The sequence below is a fragment of the Allobranchiibius sp. CTAmp26 genome (assembly GCF_017565405.1).
Classification (GTDB): Bacteria; Actinomycetota; Actinomycetes; order Actinomycetales; family Dermatophilaceae; genus Allobranchiibius.
The window spans coordinates 313,853-331,059 of the sequence record NZ_JAGEKR010000012.1; the positions used below are offsets into that span (position 1 = coordinate 313,853).

A 17,207-nucleotide genomic window follows, 5' to 3' on the forward strand; every position below is an offset into this window, starting at 1 on the left:
ATTCGTGGCGTCGACGCCATGAATCCGCTGACAACCGCCCGGGTCGGATCAGATGTCGCGGAAGGACTGGATGTCGGCGCCGAGCGCGTTCAGCCGGGTGTAGATGTCCTCATAACCGCGGTTGATGACGTAGACGTTGCGCAGCACCGACTCGCCGGGCGCGGCCAGCATCGCCAGCAGCACCACCATGCTCGGGCGCAGCGCGGGCGGGCACATGACCTCGGCCGCACGCCAGCGCGTCGGGCCCTCGATGAGCACCCGGTGCGGGTCCATCAGGTGCACCTTGGCGCCGAGCGGCGTGAGCTCGGTGAGGTAGATCGCGCGGTTCTCGTAGACCCAGTCGTGGATCATCGTCTGCCCCTCGGCGACCGCGGCGATGGCGGCGAAGAACGGCAGATTGTCGATGTTGAGACCCGGGAAGGGCATCGGGTGGATCTTGTCCTTGGGCGCGACCAGCGGCCCGGGGATGGTGCGCAGGTCGGCGAGCCGGGTGCGGCCGTTGGCCGAGGTGTACTCCGGCGACAGGTCGTACTTCATGCCCATGCCGGCCAGCAGGGTCAGCTCGATCTCCATGAACTCGATCGGCACCCGCTTGATGGTGATCTCCGAGGTGGTCACGACGGCCGCCGCAAGCAGCGACATGGCCTCGATCGGGTCCTCGGACGGGTGGTACTCGACGTCCTGGTCGATGTGCGGGCGGCCATGCACGATCAGCGTGGTGGTGCCGATGCCGTCGATGCGTACGCCGAGCTTCTCCAGGAAGAAGCACAGGTCCTGCACCATGTAGTTCGGGCTGGCGTTGCGGATGGTGGTGGTGCCGTCGAACCGGGCCGCGGCGAAGAGCGCGTTCTCGGTGACGGTGTCGCCGCGCTCGGTCAGGATGATCGTGGCGCCCGCGCGGACGTTGCGGTTGACCGTGGCGACGTAGTAGCCGTGGCTGGCCTCCACCTGCAGACCGAACGCCGACAGCGCGTGCATGTGCGGCTCGACGGTGCGGGCGCCGAGATCGCACCCACCGGCGTTGGGCAGCTTGAAGTCGTCGAACTCGTGCAGCAACGGGCCGAGGAACATCAGGATCGTGCGGGTGCGCTGCGCGGCCGCCTCGTCCATCGCGTCGAGGTCGAGGCGGGCGGGCGGGGTGATCTCCAGATCGCTGGAGTCGGGCAGCCACCGGGTCTTGACGCCGATGGAGTTCAGCACCTCGGTGATCCGGTTGACCTCCTCGATGCGCGCGAGGTTGCGCAGCGTGGTCTTGCCCTTGTTGAGCAGTGAGGCGCACAGGCAGGCGACGGCGGCGTTCTTGCTGGTGCGCACGTCGATCTCACCGGAGAGCTTGCGACCACCCTTGATGCGCAGGTTGAGGGGGGTGTTGGTGGCGACCTGCACGACCTCGGTGTCGAGAGCCTCGCCGATGCGGGCGACCATCTCCAGGCTGAGGTTCTGCTTGCCCTGCTCGATGCGGGCGACCGCGCTCTGCGAGGTCTGGAGGGACTCCGCAAGCTCGGACTGGGTCAACTTGCGCTGGCGGCGGGCGTCGCGAATCAGGGTGCCGACGCGGTCCAGGTAGTCATCCGTCATGCCGGGGAGCGTATCTCATATATGAGATAACGACGAACGCCGCCGACCGGCGTGTCGCGGGTCGGCGGCGTTCGAGAGATCGAGGTGGAGCAAGTGCCCTCATCGAGAGTACGGGCGCGCCGGGCGAAGCGCTCACCCGTACCCCCGACGGTACGGCAGAGGGCTACGCCGGAACGCTGGCCACGCCGGGTTCGAGGAACCGCTTGCCGGTGACCTCCTGCGAGATCCCGGTCCGGTCGAGCAGGGGAGTGACCCCGCCGTTCCAGAAGGGGAACCCGGCACCGGTGATCATCGCCAGGTCGATGTCCTGTGCAGCCGCGACGACGCCCTCGTCGAGCATCCGCCGCACCTCGTCGCCCAGCGCGGACAGTGCGCGCTCGCGCACCTGCTGCTCGGTCAGCACGGTCGGGTCGGCGGGAGCCTCGAACAGGTCGAGCACCACCGGGTCGATCGTGCCGTCCGCGCCGTAGAAGCTGGCGATCTTGGCGTCGACGACCTTCGCCAGGTTGGGCGAGGCCTTGAACCGGTCGGGGAACGCGCCCGCCAGGGTCTCGCTGTTGTGCAGCGCGATGGCCGGTCCGACCAGGCTGATCAACATGAACGGCGGCATCGGCGTCAGACCGCCGAACGCGCGCTCGACGACCTCGATCGGCGTGCCCTCGTCGACGATCGCACCCGACTCGCCCATGAACCGGCCGAGCAGCCGGTTGACCACGAAGGACGGCGAGTTCTTGACCAGGATCGAGGTCTTCTTCAGCCCCTTGCTCGTGGCGAACGCCGTTGCGAGAGTGGCGTCGTCGGTCGCGTCGCCGCGGATGATCTCCAGCAGCGGCATGATCGCGACGGGGTTGAAGAAGTGGAATCCGACGACCCGCTCCGGGTGCTTCAGGTCCGCGGCCATCTCGGTGATCGACAGGGACGAGGTGTTGGTGGCGAGCACGCACTCGTCACCGACCACGGCCTCGACCTCGGCGAAGACCTGCTTCTTGATCGACATCTCCTCGAAGACGGCCTCGATGACGAAGTCGGCGTCGGCGAAGGCCTCCTTGGTGACCGATCCGGAGATCAGCGACTTCAGGTGGTTGGCCTTGTCGGAGGAGACCCGGCCCTTGGCGAGCAGCTTGTCGATCTCGTCGGTGCAGTAGGAGACACCCTTGTCGACGCGCGCCTGGTCCAGGTCGGTCAGCACGACCGGCACCTGCAGGCGACGGGCGAAGAGCAGCGCCATCTGACTGGCCATCAGGCCGGCTCCCACGACGCCGACCTTGGTGACCTTGCGGGCCAGCGACTTGTCCGGTGCGCCGGCCGGGCGCTTGGCCCGCTTCTGCACCAGGTCGAACGCGTAGAGCCCGGCGCGCAGTTCATCGCTCATGATCAAGTCAGCGAGGGCGTCGTTCTCGGCCTCGAACGCGGTGGCGCGATCCGCCGTACGCGCGGCCTTGATGAGCTCCAGCGCCCGCAGCGGGGCCGGGGCCGCGCCGCCGGTGCGACCCTCGACCTGGCCGCGGGCGGCCTCGATCGCGGCGTCCCACGTGGTCGCGTCCAGGTCGACCTCGGCGCGCTCGACCTGCTCGGTGCCGGCGATGACACCGGCGGCGAAGGCCAGCGAGTCCTCGAGGAAGGTCACCGGCTCCAGCAGCCGGTCGGCGACCCCGAGCTCGAACGCCTGCTTGCCGCCGATCATCTTGTTGTTGGCGAGCGGGTTGGCCACGATCAGGGTGAGCGCGTCCTGGACGCCGATCAGCCGTGGGAGCAGGTAGGTGCCGCCCCAGCCGGGCACGAGCCCGAGGAAGCACTCGGGTGTGGCGTACGCCGGGACGTCCCCGGAGATCGTGCGGTAGTCGGCGTAGAGCGGCAGCTCGACGCCGCCGCCCATCGACGCGCCGTTGATGAAGCCGAAGGTCGGCACCGGCAGGTCGGACAGCTTCTGGAACGTCGCGTGTCCGAGCCGGGCGATCTCGTGCGCCTGGTCGCGCGTGGTGATCGACGGGACGCCGGTCAGGTCGGCGCCGACCGCGAAGATGAACGGCTTGCCGGTGACGCCGACACCGACGATCTCGCCGGCCCCGGCGCGACGGTGCAGCGTGTCGAGTGCGTCACTCAATTCGCTCAAGCCCTGCGCGCCGAACGTGCTCGGCTTGGTGTGGTCGAAACCGTTGTCCAGGGTGATCAGTGCGAATGTCCCTGCGCCGCCGGGCAATTCAAGATCACGCACGTGCGCGTGGGTGACGACCTCGTCGGGCTGGGTGAGCGTCTGCTCCCGGGTCTGTTCTGAGGTGGCGGTGGTCATCAGGCGGCTCCGTCCGTGGTGGTCTGGATGCTCGGGACGTAGTCGGCGTGGTGCGGGTTCTCCCAGATCACCGCGCCGCCCATGCCGATGCCGATGCACATGGCGGTGAGGCCGTAGCGCACCTCCGGGTGTTCGGCGAACTGGCGGGCGAGCTGGGTCATCAGCCGCACACCGGAGGAGGCCAGTGGGTGCCCGACGGCGATGGCGCCGCCCCACGGGTTGACCCGCGGGTCGTCGTCCGCGATGCCGAAGTGGTCCAGGAAGGCCAGCACCTGCACGGCGAAGGCCTCGTTCAGCTCGAAGAGGCCGATGTCCTCGATGGACATCCCGGCGTTCTTCAGCGCCTTCTCGGTGGCCGGGACGGGACCGATGCCCATCACCTCCGGCTCCACACCTACGAAGGAGTAGTTGACCAGCCGCATCGCGGCCGGCAGGCCGAGGTCCGCGGCCGCCTGCTCGGACGCGAGCAGACAGGCGGTCGCGCCGTCGTTCAGGCCCGCGGCGTTGCCGGCGGTGACGTGACCGTGCGGACGGAACGGGGTCTTCAGGCTCGCGAGGCTCTCCAGCGTGGTGCCGGGGCGCGGCGGCTCATCGGTGGTCGCGAGACCCCAGCCGAGCTCGGCGTGCCGGGTCGCGATGTCGACCAGGTCGGGCTGGATCTTGCCGTTCTCGTACGCGGTCGCCAGCTTGGTCTGGCTGCCCACCGCGAACGCGTCGCAGCGCTCCTTGGTGATCTCGGGGAAGCGGTCGTGCAGGTTCTCGGCGGTCGAGCCCATCACCAGCGCGCTGGTGTCCACGAGCCTCTCGGCCACGATGCGCGGGTTGGGGTCGACGCCCTCACCCATCGGGTGACGTCCCATGTGCTCCACACCGCCGGCGACGGCAATGTCGTACGCGCCGAACGCGATGCTCGAGGCGACGTTCGTGACCGCCGTCATGGCACCCGCGCACATCCGGTCCACGGAGTAGCCGGGCGTGCTCTTCGGCAGGCCGGCCAGCAGCGAGGCCATCCGGCCCAGGGTCAGACCCTGGTCGCCGATCTGGGTGGTCGCCGCGATGGCGACCTCCTCGACCTTCTCCGGCGGCAGCTGCGGCTGACGGCGCAGCAGCTCACGGATGCATTTGATGACCAGGTCGTCGGCGCGGGTCTGGGCGTAGATGCCCTTCTCGCCGGCCTTGCCGAACGGCGTACGCACGCCGTCGACGAAAACGACCTCTGACAGCGTGCGGGGCACGGCGCCTCCCAGAGGGTTGCAGTGGTGGGGAACAAGTCGAACGCCGCCACTGTAGACCCGATTGTTACTCGTCAGTAACGGGGTGATCCTCCACGGCCTGCACTACAAGCGGCGTGACGGCGTCGACCTGCCACGGGCGGGCGCCGTACGACGCGAGCTGCTCGCGAATCAGGCGCTCGTCCCACACGTTCGGCGCGTTCCAGATCAGTCGGCGCAGGCTCTCGGGGGTGACGAGGTTCTCCAGGGGCACGCCGTGCTCCTCGCCGTACGCGCCGAGCCGGTCGCGCACCTGGGACAACCGGGCGGCCGCCACCGGGTTGCGGTCGGCCCACGCCCGTACGGGAGGCGGACCGTCGCCTCGTACCGAAGCCGGAGGCAGTGCGCGCTCGGACATGACACCCACGCGCTCCAATGCGGCCAACCAGTCGCGCTGGTAGCGCAGCAGGCCGTGGTGCGGCTTGCGGGACCTGCGCGGGGGAGCACCGGGTGCGGGCGGGGCGGCACCGAGCGCGGTCAGCTCATCGGCCGACGTGGGGGGCGTGGTGGCCATGGCAACGATGAGCGCGTCCGGAAGCAACCGCCCCGGAGCGATGTCCCGCTCGCGGGCCAGCGCGTCGCGCGTCTGCCACAACTCCCGCACGCGGGCGAGGGCCCGCCGTTCGCGGATCTTGTGCATCCCGGACGTGCGGCGCCATGGGTCGGTGCGCACCGGCGGCCCGGTGAACGACAGCAGCGCCTCGAAGTCCTGCAGGGCCCAGTCGAGTTTGCCGCTGGCGGCGAGGTCGGCGTACATCAGGTCGCGCACCTGCACGAGCACCTCGACATCCAGCGCGGCGTAGCGCAGCCACGGCTCGGGCAGTGGCCGGGTCGACCAGTCGGCCGCCGAATGCTCTTTGGCGAGAGTCACTCCCAGGTAGTGCTCGATGACGGCCGCCAGCCCGACGCGCTTGAGCCCAGCGATGCGACCGCCCAGCTCGGTGTCGAAGAGGGCCTTGGGTCGCAAGCCGACCTCGGCCAGGCAGGCGAGGTCCTGGGTGGCTGCGTGCAGCACCCACTCGGCGTCGCCGATGGCCTCGTCGATCGGTGAGAGGTCGGGGCAGGCGATGGGGTCGATGAGGAAGAGTCCGGCGCCCTCGCGGCGCAGCTGCACCAGGTAGGCGCGGTTGCCGTAGCGGAAGCCCGAAGCGCGCTCGGCGTCCAGGGCGACCGGTCCGTGGCCGGCGGCGATCGCGGCCGCGGCGGCGGTCAGGGCGCGCTCGTCGACGATGACGTCCGGGACGCCGTCGGCCGGGCTCTCGAGCATCGGGTACGACGGTGCGACGTCCTCGGCCGCCGCGCCCTCACCCTCGGCGGGTGCCTCGTCTCCGGTGGTGGTCATCGACGCTGGCCCGGCAGCGCGACCACGCCCTCCGGCAGCGGTGGCAGGCCGGCGATCGTGCACAGCAATGCCCCCCAGGCCTCGAAGTGGGCGCCCAGGCCGACGCCGCCGGGAGCCACCGGGGTCCACGACGCGCGGACCTCCATCTCCACGCTCGTGCCGTTGTCGACCAGTCCGCCGTAGCCCTGCGACACCACCCGGGTGACGGTGCCGGCCTCCGCGACCGCGCGTGCCCCGCAGGACTCCAGGCTGTCGGTCAGCCAGCTCCATCCGACATCGCCGAGCATCGGGTCGGTGGCCATCTCCGGTTCGAGCTCGGCGCGCGCGAAGCTCACCACGCGCCATGCACCGCCCCAGGCCTCGGGCTCGGACGGATCGTGCAGCAGCACGAACCGACCGCTGGCGAGTTCGTCGTCGTCCTCGGCGCTGGAGACGACCTCGGCCGTCAACGCCACGGCGTACGGCGCGATGCGGGTCGGCGCGGGTACTTCGGTGAGGCGCACCTCGGGGCGCAGACCGACCGCCTCCACCTCGCGTGTCGCGCGCTGGAAATCCGCGGCGGCATCGCCGCCAAGGTTTCGGGTACCCACTGGTGCAGCGTAGGTCGTACATTCGCTCGAAACCGGTGCGACGCGCCGTTTCTCCGCGCGTCGTCGCGCCGGGTGATGTCGAGGGCGTGCGGGGTGTTCGGTAGGTGTCGACGTGTGGGTTCTACGTCGTCGGCCAGGGCTGCAGTCCTGGCCACGGACGCACACCGTCGGCACGACGTAAACCTGCCAGCACCGTCGTGCCGTGGGCTGGCACGATGCTCGGGTGACCACCGCCAGCACCGAAGACCTGCGCCGTCGATACGCCGAGCTGCACGGGAGTGGGACGTTCCTGATCCCGAACCCGTACGACGTGGGGTCGGCCGTACTGCTCGCCGGACCCCTCGGCTTCCCGGCCCTGGCGACCACCAGCTCCGGGCTCGCGGCGACGCTCGGCCTCGACGACCAGCAGGTGACGCGTGAGGTGCTGGTCGCGCACGTCACGGCGGTCTGCTCCGCGGTCGACGTGCCGGTGCAGGTCGACGCCGAGGACCTCTTCCCGGACGACGCGGGCGGTGTGGAGCGCTCGGTGGAGCTGCTCGCGCAGGCGGGTGCGGCCGGTGTCTCCCTGGAGGACTACGACCAGCGGGCCGGCGCGGTGCTCCCCGTGGGCGAGGCGACCGACAGGGTGCGGGCCGCGGCGGGCATCGCGCACGAGCACGGGATGCTGCTGACGGTCCGATGCGAGAACTTCCTCTACGACGCCGGCGACCTGCACGACACGGTCGCCCGCCTCTCGGCGTACCGCGACGCCGGCGGCGACGTGCTCTACGCGCCCGGCATCACCACGCAGGAGCAGGTGCAGGCCGTCGTCGCCATCGGCGCGCCCGTCAACGTCCTGCAGCTGCCCGGCGGTCCGAGCGTGCCGTCGCTGCGCGAGTGGGGAGCGCGCCGGGTGTCGCTCGGCGGCGCGCTGGCGTGGGCGGCGTACGGCGAGCTGGTCCGCGCTGCAACCGAATTCGCCGATCGGGGCACCATGTCGTACGCCGATGGTGCCGTCTCGCGCGAACACCGGGACGCGTTCGGTCACCGATGAGCTACCTGCTCGCCCTGGTCTCGAGCCTGGTGTGGGGCAGCTCCGACTTCGTCGGGGGCCTGCTCACACGGCGCGCGCACGCCGTGCAGGTGGTCTTCACGTCGCAGGTCGGCGGCCTGATCATCACCTGCGTGGCGATGGTGGTCGCCGTCGGCACCGGGCACGGACCTCAGGGCGGCCTCTGGCCGGTGTACGGCGCGTTCGCCGGGCTCTGCGGGTGCGTCGGACTGTGCGCGTTCTACGCGGCGCTGTCGTCCGGGACGATGGGCGTGGTCTCGCCGATCGCGGCTCTCGGGGCGATCGTTCCGGTGATCCTCGGGGTGCTCGGTGGCGAGCGCATCGGTCTGTTGACCGGTGTCGGCATGGCCCTGGCGCTCGCCGGTGCCGCGCTCGCCTCGGGGCCGGAGCTGTCCGGCGAGGTCGCACGCCGGCCGCTCGGCCTCGCCGTCGTCGCGGCCGTCGGTTTCGGTCTCGCGCTGTATCTCCTGCACCAGGCGAGCCGCACCAGCGTGCTCGGCGGCCTCTGGGCGATGCGCGTGACAAGCATCGTGGCCCTCGGACTGCTCCTCGCGGTCTGGCGGACCCGGCCGGGCGGCATCCCGGGCCCGCACCTGCGCAAGCGGCTGATCCCCGTGACGATGCTCGCGGGCACCGGTGACCTCAGCGCCAACGCGCTCTTCGGAATCGCCTCCACCAGTGGCGCGGTCGGGGTGGGGAGTGTGCTCGGCTCGCTCTACCCGGTGATGACGCTGCTGCTGGCGCGCGGGGTGCTGCACGAACGACTGCGTCGGGTGCAGCTCATCGGGGTGGTGTGCGCCGTCGCCGGGGTTGCCCTCACCGTGTCCTGAACGACGCGTCGTACGTTTCGGGCCGAGCGGGCCGAAACGAGAGCATGGACGGGCGCTGTGGGTGCGTTCGGGGCCGAGCGGGCCGAAACGAGAGCGCGGACGGGCAGCGCGCGTGCGTTTGGGACCGAGCGGGCCGAAACGAGAGCGCGGACGGGCAGCGCGGGTGCGTTCGGGGCCGAGCGGGCCGAAACGAGGGCATGGACGGGCGCTGCGCGTGCGTTTGGGACCGAGCGGGCTCAAACGAGGGCACGGACGGGCGCTGCGCGTGCGTTTGGGGCCGCGCGGGCCGAAACGAGGGCATGGACGGGCGCTGCGCGTGCGTTTGGGACCGAGCGGGCCGAAACGAGAGCGCGGACGGGCAGCGCGGGTGCGTTCGGGGCCGCGCGGGCCCAAACGAGGGCATGGACGGGCGCTGCGCGTGCGTTCAGGGCCGAGCGGGCCGAAACGTACGGTGTAGCGCCGACAACCGACTGAACAGCGCAAGGCGACGGCAGCGTTCCTGGTCCAGGCCGTCTGAAGACCGGCAGCCGACGCAGGAAAGTAACCGTGGCGCCGACAACCGACCCGACCCGCCGGCAGCCGACGTAGGAAAGTGACCGTGGCGCCGACAACCGACCCGACCCGCCGGCAGCCGACGTAGGAAAGTGACCGTGGCGCCGACAACCGACCGGACCCGCCGGCAGCCGACGTAGGAAAGTGGCCACACGCCCGACAACGCAGGTGACCTACCGACGCCGGACACGGCCGGATGGTCCTGGACAGGTCGGCACGCGTGGAAGGATCGCGGCGTGACCTCCCAGGGCCCCGACACCGAGCTGCCCCTCCTCATTCGCGCCGCGCGCGGGCTGGAGGTCGAGCGCACCCCTGTCTGGTTCATGCGCCAGGCCGGGCGGTCGCTGCCGGAGTACCGCGCGCTGCGCGAGGGCATCCCGATGCTGCAGGCCTGCCGCACACCCGACCTGGTCACCGAGATCACCGTTCAGCCGGTACGCCGCCACGGGGTCGACGCCGCGATCTTCTTCAGCGACATCGTGGTGCCGCTCGCCGCTGCCGGGGTCGACCTGGACATCGTGCCTGGTGTCGGCCCGGTCGTCGCGTCGCCGATCCGCGACCGAGCGGCCGTCGAGGCGCTCCCGTCGCTGAGCGCCGAGCAGGTGCCCGACATCGCGCAGGCGGTCCGGCAGACGGTCGCAGAGCTGAATGGTGTGCCGCTGATCGGCTTCGCCGGAGCGCCGTTCACGCTGGCCAGTTACCTGGTCGAAGGCGGCCCGTCGCGCAACCACGAGCACACAAAAGCCCTGATGCACGGCGATCCGCAGACGTGGGATCTGTTGTGCAGCAAGCTCGCTGCCATCGCCACGACGTATCTGCGGGTGCAGATCGAGGCTGGCGCGAGCGCCGTCCAGCTCTTCGACTCCTGGGTCGGCGCGCTGTCTCGGGAGGACTACGTGCGCTACGTGCAGCCGCACTCGGCGGCTGTCCTCGCCGGCGTGGCCGACCTCGGCGTCCCTCGGATCCACTTCGGCGTGGGCACCGGGGAACTGCTGACAGTGATGGGGGAGGCGGGCGCCGATGTGGTCGGCGTCGACTTCCGGGTGCCGTTGGACGAGGCTAACGCGCGCCTCGGTGGTCGCTACCCGCTCCAGGGCAACCTCGACCCCGCCTTGCTCTTCGCCCCCTGGAAGCCGCTGGAGCGGTCCATCGACGCCATCCTGGATGCCGGGCGGGCTGCTCCCGGGCACATCTTCAATCTGGGGCACGGCGTCCTTCCGGACACCGATCCCGACGTGATCACACGGGTTGTGCAGCGGGTGCACACTCGCTCGGCGCGCTGAGCGGGACGTCCAACCGCACGATGCACCACGGCAGGAACGCCTGCACCAGCGGACCGATCGCCACGGCGTAGGCGAGCGTGCCGACCCCGACCACGCCGCCCATCAGCCAGCCTGTGCCGAGGACGGTCAGCTCGAGCGCGGTCCGCACCAGTCGCAGGCTGAGCCCGGTGCGCCGGTGCAGGCCGGTCATCAACCCGTCGCGCGGCCCGGGTCCGAGCTGGGCGCCGATGTAGAGCGCGCCGCCTGCGCCGTTCACGACCAATCCGAGCGCGAAAACCGTTATCTGAGTGAGCAGTCCGTGCATCGTCGGGATGACGGCGAGCGCGATGTTGGTGGCGATGCCGATCCAGATCGCGTTCGCGATCGTGCCCAGACCGGGCCACTGCCGCAGCGGGATCCACAACAGCAACACCGGGATGCTGACCACGATGACCGCGGTGCCGAGATCCATCCCGGTCAACTTCGCGACGCCGTAGTGGAAGACGTCCCACGGGTCCAGGCCGAGGCCCGCGCGCACGAACATGCCCATCGCGACGCCGTACATCGTGAGGCCCGTGAAGAGCTGGACGATCCGACGCGGCAGCCGGCCGGCGCGCAACTGACCCATCGGCGTCAGCGCAGCGAGGGCGGTTCGTCGAGATCGTGGGGGTGCGGTCATCGTGCTAGTTTCGCAGCAAGTGGCCTTTCGAAGAAGGGCCAATCTGCACAAGGTGGATTCCTATGCAGCACATCACCGGTCGGCGGCTCACGACGCTGCTGGGCGACCCGGATCCGGGCCGGCCGGCGTACCTCTGGCTGGCGGACGGCATCCACGGTCTGGTCGCCGACGGTCGCCTGCTGCACGGCACCCGGCTGCCGAGCGAGCGCGAGCTGGTCGACGCGGTCGGCGCCAGCCGAACGACCGTGACTCGCGCGTACGCGGTGTTGGGGGAGCGCGGGTACGCCGTCGCGCGGCGGGGGTCGGGCACGGTCGTGCAGCTGCCCGGCGGGCCGGTCGCCGGCGGCGGCGAGCCGCTGCCCGGATGGGAGCAGGACGACAGCGCGGGCGATGTGATCGACCTGCGCCGTGCCGCGCAGGCGGCGCCGCCCGGACTGCGCGAGGCGCTGGAGGTCGCGACCGCGCGACTGCCCGCGTACATCGGCGGCGCCGGGTACTTCCCGCTCGGGGTGCCCGAGCTGCGCGAGCTGATCGCCGCGCGGTACGTCGAGCGCGGCGTGCCCACCGACCCCTCGCAGATCTTCGTAACCTCGGGTGCACTGTCCGCACTGGTGGCGGTGTTCCGGGCGGTCGTCGGTCGCGGCGACCGGGTCGTGATCGAGTCACCGACGTACGCGCACTCCGTCGGGGCCCTGCGGCACACGGGAGCACGCCTCGTACCGGTGCCGATCGGGCCGACCGAGATCGATCCCGAGGCACGCGACCAGGCGCTGGCCGCGGGCGCTGCCGCGATGCTCGCCTTGCCGGACTTCCACAACCCGACCGGGTTGTCGCTCGACGACGCCGACCGTGCCCGGTTGGCCCGGGGCTGGCAGCGACACGGCGTGGTCGGCATCGTCGACGAGACGCTGACCGAGGTGTGGCTCGACGAAGCACCCGACGTCCTGCCGATGGCGGCCCACAGCCGCGGCTGCGTGAGCGTCGGGAGCGCCAGCAAGACGTTCTGGGGCGGCCTGCGGATCGGCTGGATCCGAGCACCGCGGGAGCTCGTCGGTGCGATCGCCGCAGCACGTGCCACTCTCGACCTGGGGGCGCCGGTGCTGGAGCAGCTGATCACGGCCGAGCTCATGCGCACCAGTGCGACGTTGCACCCGGACAGTCGTGCCGGGCTCATCGAGAGTCGCGCTGCGCTGTTGCAGCTTCGAGATGCATTGCCGGAGTGGGAGGTTCGCGTGCCGTCCGGCGGCCTGTCGCTGTGGTGGCGGATGCCCCGCCCGCGCGCGACCCGCGTGGCCGCGATCGCGCGGGAGCACGGCGTCCTGCTCGACCCAGGGTCGACCCAGGCGGTGCAGGGGCGCGGATTGGAGCACTACGTCCGTACGCCGTTCGCCTTGGCGGACGCCGCGAGCGCGGCCGTGCCGGTGCTGGTGCAGGCGTGGGAGCAGGTGGTCCGGGAGGACGCAGGGTCGCGCAGCACAGGTCCGTCGCGCTGATCCGCTCACGCGACGCGGATCGTGAGTAGCTTGGGTGGAGCTCGGCAACAGCAGCTGGATCGTCGGCGTCGGCGATCCACGGGACAGCGTCGTCACCGTGAAGAGGCACAGCATGAGGTCAACGAATCAGCGCCACCACCTCGGATGGATCCACGCGGCCATGGTGGCGGTGGTGGCGTTGGCACTCGGGACTCCCGTGGTCACCGCGAGCCCGGCGACCGCGTCGTCGCCGCACGCGCAGCACGGCGCCGGCCCGGCGCGTACGGCGCCGAGGCCGGTGATCGACGCCAACTTCGCCGATCCGGACATCCTGCGGGTCGGGCGCGTCTATCACGCCTACGCCACCAACTCCGGGGGCAAGAACATCCAGCATGAGACGTCGACGGACCTCGTGCACTGGACCGCCCGGCCGGACGCCCTGCCGACGCTGGGCGACTGGACCGGGCCGTGCAGCTTCACCCCGGGCGGGGCCACTGACCACTGCGTCTGGGCGCCGGACGTCTCGGCGGTGCCCGGCGGCTACGCGATGTACTACACGGCGCGCGACGCGCTGGCCCCTCGGCAGTGCATCGGGATGGCGTTCTCGACCTCGCCCGACGGTCCGTTCACCTCCGTCGGGAGTGAGCCGCTGGTCTGCCCCGACGGGCAGCGCGGCACCACCGACCTCGGCGGCGCGATCGACCCGTCGACCTACGTGGAGAACGGACACCGCTACCTGCTGTGGAAGGCCGACGGCAACTGCTGCTCGCTGCCGGCGACCATCTACCTGCAGCCGCTGTCCGCCGACGGCCGCACGCTGACCGGTCCGCCGACCAAGCTGATCTCCAACGACCTTGCCTTCGAGGGACACGTCGTGGAGGCGCCGACGCTGGTCAAACATGCCGGCACCTACTACCTCTTCTTCTCGGCGAACGACTTCGGCGGCGGCAACTACCGCACCGGATACGCCACTGCGACCTCCCTCACCGGGCCCTTCACGCAGTCGCACACCGAGCTGATGACCACCGATCTGTTCCACGGCACCGTGATCGGGCCGGGCGGGCAGGATGTGATCACGGCCGCGGACGGCAGCACGAAGATCGTCTTCCACGGGTGGGACCCGACGTACAGCTATCGCGCGATGTACGTCAGCGGGCTGAGTTGGTCACCCAGCGGGGTGCCGAGCGTCGACAGCGCCGACACGCGCTATCAGGCGGAGGACGGGGTCATCACGGACGCCCGCGTCGTGAACGACGTCACCGCCTCCGGTGAGGCCAAGGTCGGCAACCTCGACAACTCGGACAGTTCTGTCACAGTGCGGATCGCCGCGGACCACAGTGGTCCCGCGACGCTCGGCATCCGGTACGACAACGGCTCGCGTGACGCCTCGGGCAACGGGGTCGCGGCTACCGACAAGGTCGTGGTGAACGGACGATCCGCCGGGACCGTCACGTTGCGCAACACAGCGTGGGGGAACTGGTCGATGACCCCGTACAACGTGCACCTGCACCGGGGTTGGAACACCGTGACCCTGACCAAGGCGACGTACTACGCGGAGATCGACGCGATCGACCTCTACCGCAGTCCGGTGGCGCCGGACCGTACGCCGACCGGGCCGCCGCCGGGTGTGACGCCGACGCGCTACGAGGCGGAGGACGGCTCAGTCGTCGACGCGCGAGTCATCGCTGATCCCAGTGCATCTGGTGGGGCGAAGGTCGGTGGTCTGGACAACGCGGACAGCTCGGTCACGCTCACCATCCAGCGAGCCCGCGCGGGCCGCGCCCTGCTGGGGATCCGCTTCGGCAACGGTTCGCTCGACCGCAGCGGATACCCCGTCGCCTCGAGCGATCTGGTCACCGTCGACGGGCGGCGCACCGCCGACGTGACCTTCCCCAACACCACCTGGGACAACTGGTCGACCGTCTACTACCCGGTGCAGCTGCACCGTGGCAGCAACACCGTCACGTTCACGAAGTCGACCTTCTACGCGGAGCTCGACGCGGTCGACGTCTACTGATCCGCGCAGGTCGTCCGGCGGTGCCCGACGACTGGCGGGCGCTGCCCGGGCGTACGTGACGGGCTGCCAGGCTTGGCCCCATGAGCACGATCGCGATCGTCGGCGGTGGCATCACCGGGCTGGCCGCTGCATGGCACCTGGCGACTCGGCACCCCGGTCACGAGGTCGTGCTGCTGGAGAGCACGTCGCGGCTCGGCGGCAAACTCGACTCCATCCGGGTGGCCGGGCACGTGGTCGACGGCGGCGCCGAATCGGTCCTGGCGCGGCGGCCCGAGGCCCTGGAGTTGCTGTCCGAGATCGACGCGCCACTGGTGCATCCGGAGCGATTCCCCGCGAGCCTCTGGAGCCGGGGGCAGTTGACGCCTATGCCCGCGGGCACCCTGATGGGGGTGCCGTCCGACCCGTCGTCGCTGCACGGCCTGCTGACCGAGGACGAGATCGAACGGGTACGCGAGGAACGGGCCGTGGACCTTCACGGCACCGACATCGGCATCGGCGACCTGGTCGAACGCGCCTGTGGCAGTGCGGTCGTCGACCGTCTGGTCGAACCGTTGCTCGGCGGGGTGTACGCCGGTCACGCGCGTGCGCTGTCCGCGCGCGCGTGCATGCCGGCGCTCTGGGAGGCAGCCGTCGACGGTCGGTCGCTGCTGCAGACCGCGGCTCGTGCCGCGGAGGCGGGCTCCGCACGCCGGGACGAGCCGGTCTTCGCCGCCATCGCCGGGGGGCTCGGCACCCTTCCGGCGCGCCTGGCCGACGCGGCGCGGGGCGCAGGAGTCACGATCCGGACCGGTGCGGTCGTGTCCGAGCTGACCGCCGAGGGCACGGGGTGGCGGCTGCGGCTCACCGGTCCGGGCTCGGGTGCGGGCACGGGCGAGCCCATGCCGGCCTCGACCCTGCACGCCGACGCCGTGCTGCTCGCCACGCCAGCGGCGCCGACGGCCCGGCTGCTGAGCAGCGCCGCGCCGGATGCGGCAGTCGGACTGCGCACCATCGAGTACGCGTCGATGGCGTTGGTGACCTTCGCGTTCCGCGCCTCGGACAGCGCACCGTTCGAGGGGACGACCGGATTCCTGGTGCCCCCGGTCGACGGCGCGCAGATTAAGGCGTCCACGTTCAGCAGCAGCAAGTGGCCGTGGCTCACGCAGGCGGTGCCGGACCTGCGGTTCGTGCGGGTCTCCCTCGGGCGACACGGCGAGGAGCGGGTGCTGCACCACGACGACGCGGAGCTGACCCGGATCGGGCTGACGGATCTACGGCGCGTCGTGGGTCCGGTGCTCGAACCGGTCGATGCGCAGGTCCGCCGCTGGGGTGGCGGCCTGCCGCAGTACGCGGTGGGTCACGTCGACACGGTCGCCTCGATCCGCGCAGCCACGGCCGCGCACCCGACGCTCGCACTGGCCGGTGCGGCGTACGACGGGGTCGGGATCCCGGCCTGCATCGCGTCCGCGCGTAGGGCGGCCGAGGAGCTGGTCACCCGGCTGTGAGGCGTGCGGGCGACGTTGGGACGATGGAGCCATGACGCACCACGAGAACCCGCAGCCGACCACCGAGCAGGCCGAGCAGATCAACTCCTCGATCCGCTACACCATGTACTCGGTGTTCAAGGTCGCCCGCGAACTCCCCGCAGATCGTGCCGAGCTGATCGTTGAGACCGCGGCGTTCGTCAAGGGGCTGGACGCCGAGGGCGTCGTCGTCCGCGGCATGTACGACGTGTCCGGGCTGCGCGCCGACTCCGACCTGCTCGTGTGGTGGCACGCCGAGACGATCGAGGCGCTGCAGGCGGCGTACAAGGGCTTTCTCGCGACGCCGCTCGGGCGGCACCTGGACGGTTTCTGGTCCAACGTCGGGCTGCACCGGCCGGCGGAGTTCAACCGTGGCCACGTGCCGGCGTTCCTCGCGGGGGAGCCGGCCAAGCGGTACATCTGCGTCTACCCGTTCGTGCGGTCCTACGACTGGTACCTGCTGCCGGAGGACGAGCGCCGCACGATGCTGCGCGACCACGGCCTCGCGGCGCGCGACTTCGCCGACGTCCGCGCCAACACCGTGGCGTCGTTCGCGCTCGGCGACTACGAGTGGCTGCTGGCGTTCGAGGCTGACGAACTGCACCGGATCGTGGACCTGATGCGGGCGTTGCGCGAAACCGAGGCGCGTCGCCACGTGCGCGAGGAGCTGCCGTTCTTCACCGGCCCGCAGACCAGCGTCGCCGACTTCGCGAACGCGCTGCGCTGACGCCGGACCCCGCACACAGCGAAAGGGTCGCGGCGCGCTCCATG

General features: G+C 70.9%; 13 protein-coding genes. 7 read left to right on the forward strand and 6 right to left on the reverse strand.

The genetic code is table 11. The features are described 5' to 3' along the window. Positions 1-48 precede the first annotated feature (48 nt). The 5 genes from J4030_RS09715 to J4030_RS09735 form a co-directional block, all read right to left on the reverse strand. Positions 49-1,578 carry a UDP-N-acetylglucosamine 1-carboxyvinyltransferase gene (locus J4030_RS09715; protein ID WP_208049009.1) on the reverse strand — a complete coding sequence of 510 codons (1,530 nt, stop codon included), beginning with the start codon at positions 1,576-1,578 and terminating at the stop codon, positions 49-51. Between the two features lie 163 nt (positions 1,579-1,741). Beyond that, positions 1,742-3,868 (reverse strand): 3-hydroxyacyl-CoA dehydrogenase NAD-binding domain-containing protein, encoded by a 2,127-nt coding sequence (locus J4030_RS09720; protein WP_208049010.1) that lies wholly within the window; start codon positions 3,866-3,868, stop codon positions 1,742-1,744. Beyond that, positions 3,868-5,103: a thiolase family protein gene (locus J4030_RS09725; RefSeq protein WP_208049011.1), complete on the reverse strand. Its 1,236-nt coding sequence runs from the start codon at positions 5,101-5,103 to the stop codon at positions 3,868-3,870. The genes J4030_RS09720 and J4030_RS09725 overlap by 1 nt, the downstream gene beginning before the upstream one ends. Before the next feature lie 64 nt (positions 5,104-5,167). Beyond that, complete coding sequence (locus J4030_RS09730; protein WP_208049012.1) at positions 5,168-6,481, reverse strand: HRDC domain-containing protein; 1,314 nt, start codon at positions 6,479-6,481, stop codon at positions 5,168-5,170. Next, complete coding sequence (locus J4030_RS09735) at positions 6,478-7,071, reverse strand: DUF3000 domain-containing protein (RefSeq protein WP_208049013.1); 594 nt, start codon at positions 7,069-7,071, stop codon at positions 6,478-6,480. Before J4030_RS09735 ends, J4030_RS09730 begins: the two co-directional genes overlap by 4 nt. A 223-nt stretch (positions 7,072-7,294) precedes the next feature. Here J4030_RS09735 and J4030_RS09740 point away from each other — a divergent pair, with 223 nt between their 5' ends. The 3 genes from J4030_RS09740 (at position 7,295) to hemE (ending at position 10,787) form a co-directional block, all read left to right on the forward strand. Continuing rightward, complete coding sequence (locus J4030_RS09740; protein ID WP_307864640.1) at positions 7,295-8,104, forward strand: isocitrate lyase/phosphoenolpyruvate mutase family protein; 810 nt, start codon at positions 7,295-7,297, stop codon at positions 8,102-8,104. After that, a complete protein-coding gene (locus J4030_RS09745; protein ID WP_208049014.1) occupies positions 8,101-8,952 on the forward strand; it encodes a DMT family transporter in 852 nt (283 codons plus the stop codon). The genes J4030_RS09740 and J4030_RS09745 overlap by 4 nt, the downstream gene beginning before the upstream one ends. 788 nt (positions 8,953-9,740) lie before the next feature. Next, positions 9,741-10,787, forward strand: a complete 1,047-nt coding sequence (gene hemE, locus J4030_RS09750) for a uroporphyrinogen decarboxylase (RefSeq protein WP_307864641.1) — start codon at positions 9,741-9,743, stop codon at positions 10,785-10,787. On the opposite strand, the gene J4030_RS09755 is transcribed toward hemE, so the two are convergent. Beyond that, on the reverse strand, positions 10,744-11,445 hold the full coding sequence (locus tag J4030_RS09755; protein ID WP_208049015.1) for a YitT family protein: 702 nt from the start codon (positions 11,443-11,445) through the stop codon (positions 10,744-10,746). The genes hemE and J4030_RS09755 overlap by 44 nt on opposite strands. Positions 11,446-11,507: 62 nt before the next feature. On the opposite strand from J4030_RS09755, the gene J4030_RS09760 reads away from it, so the two are divergent. From J4030_RS09760 to hemQ, 4 genes are all read left to right on the forward strand, one after another. Continuing rightward, positions 11,508-12,938: a PLP-dependent aminotransferase family protein gene (locus tag J4030_RS09760; protein WP_208049016.1), complete on the forward strand. Its 1,431-nt coding sequence runs from the start codon at positions 11,508-11,510 to the stop codon at positions 12,936-12,938. A gap of 112 nt (positions 12,939-13,050) precedes the next feature. Continuing rightward, positions 13,051-14,934, forward strand: a complete 1,884-nt coding sequence (locus tag J4030_RS09765; RefSeq protein WP_208049017.1) for a family 43 glycosylhydrolase — start codon at positions 13,051-13,053, stop codon at positions 14,932-14,934. Positions 14,935-15,014: 80 nt separating this feature from the next. Then, complete coding sequence (hemG, locus tag J4030_RS09770) at positions 15,015-16,418, forward strand: protoporphyrinogen oxidase (protein ID WP_208049018.1); 1,404 nt, start codon at positions 15,015-15,017, stop codon at positions 16,416-16,418. A gap of 31 nt (positions 16,419-16,449) precedes the next feature. Then, on the forward strand, positions 16,450-17,163 hold the full coding sequence (gene hemQ, locus J4030_RS09775; protein WP_208049019.1) for a hydrogen peroxide-dependent heme synthase: 714 nt from the start codon (positions 16,450-16,452) through the stop codon (positions 17,161-17,163). Positions 17,164-17,207 lie beyond the last annotated feature (44 nt).

Coding starts and splice junctions, on each gene's coding strand:
- J4030_RS09720 (WP_208049010.1), bottom strand. CDS start 3,868: ATGACCACCGCCACCTCAGAACAGACCCGGGAGCAGACGCTCACCCAG.
- J4030_RS09745 (WP_208049014.1), top strand. CDS start 8,101: ATGAGCTACCTGCTCGCCCTGGTCTCGAGCCTGGTGTGGGGCAGCTCC.
- hemG (WP_208049018.1), top strand. CDS start 15,015: ATGAGCACGATCGCGATCGTCGGCGGTGGCATCACCGGGCTGGCCGCT.
- hemQ (WP_208049019.1), top strand. CDS start 16,450: ATGACGCACCACGAGAACCCGCAGCCGACCACCGAGCAGGCCGAGCAG.
- J4030_RS09755 (WP_208049015.1), bottom strand. CDS start 11,445: ATGACCGCACCCCCACGATCTCGACGAACCGCCCTCGCTGCGCTGACG.
- J4030_RS09765 (WP_208049017.1), top strand. CDS start 13,051: ATGAGGTCAACGAATCAGCGCCACCACCTCGGATGGATCCACGCGGCC.
- J4030_RS09760 (WP_208049016.1), top strand. CDS start 11,508: ATGCAGCACATCACCGGTCGGCGGCTCACGACGCTGCTGGGCGACCCG.
- J4030_RS09730 (WP_208049012.1), bottom strand. CDS start 6,481: ATGACCACCACCGGAGACGAGGCACCCGCCGAGGGTGAGGGCGCGGCG.
- J4030_RS09715 (WP_208049009.1), bottom strand. CDS start 1,578: ATGACGGATGACTACCTGGACCGCGTCGGCACCCTGATTCGCGACGCC.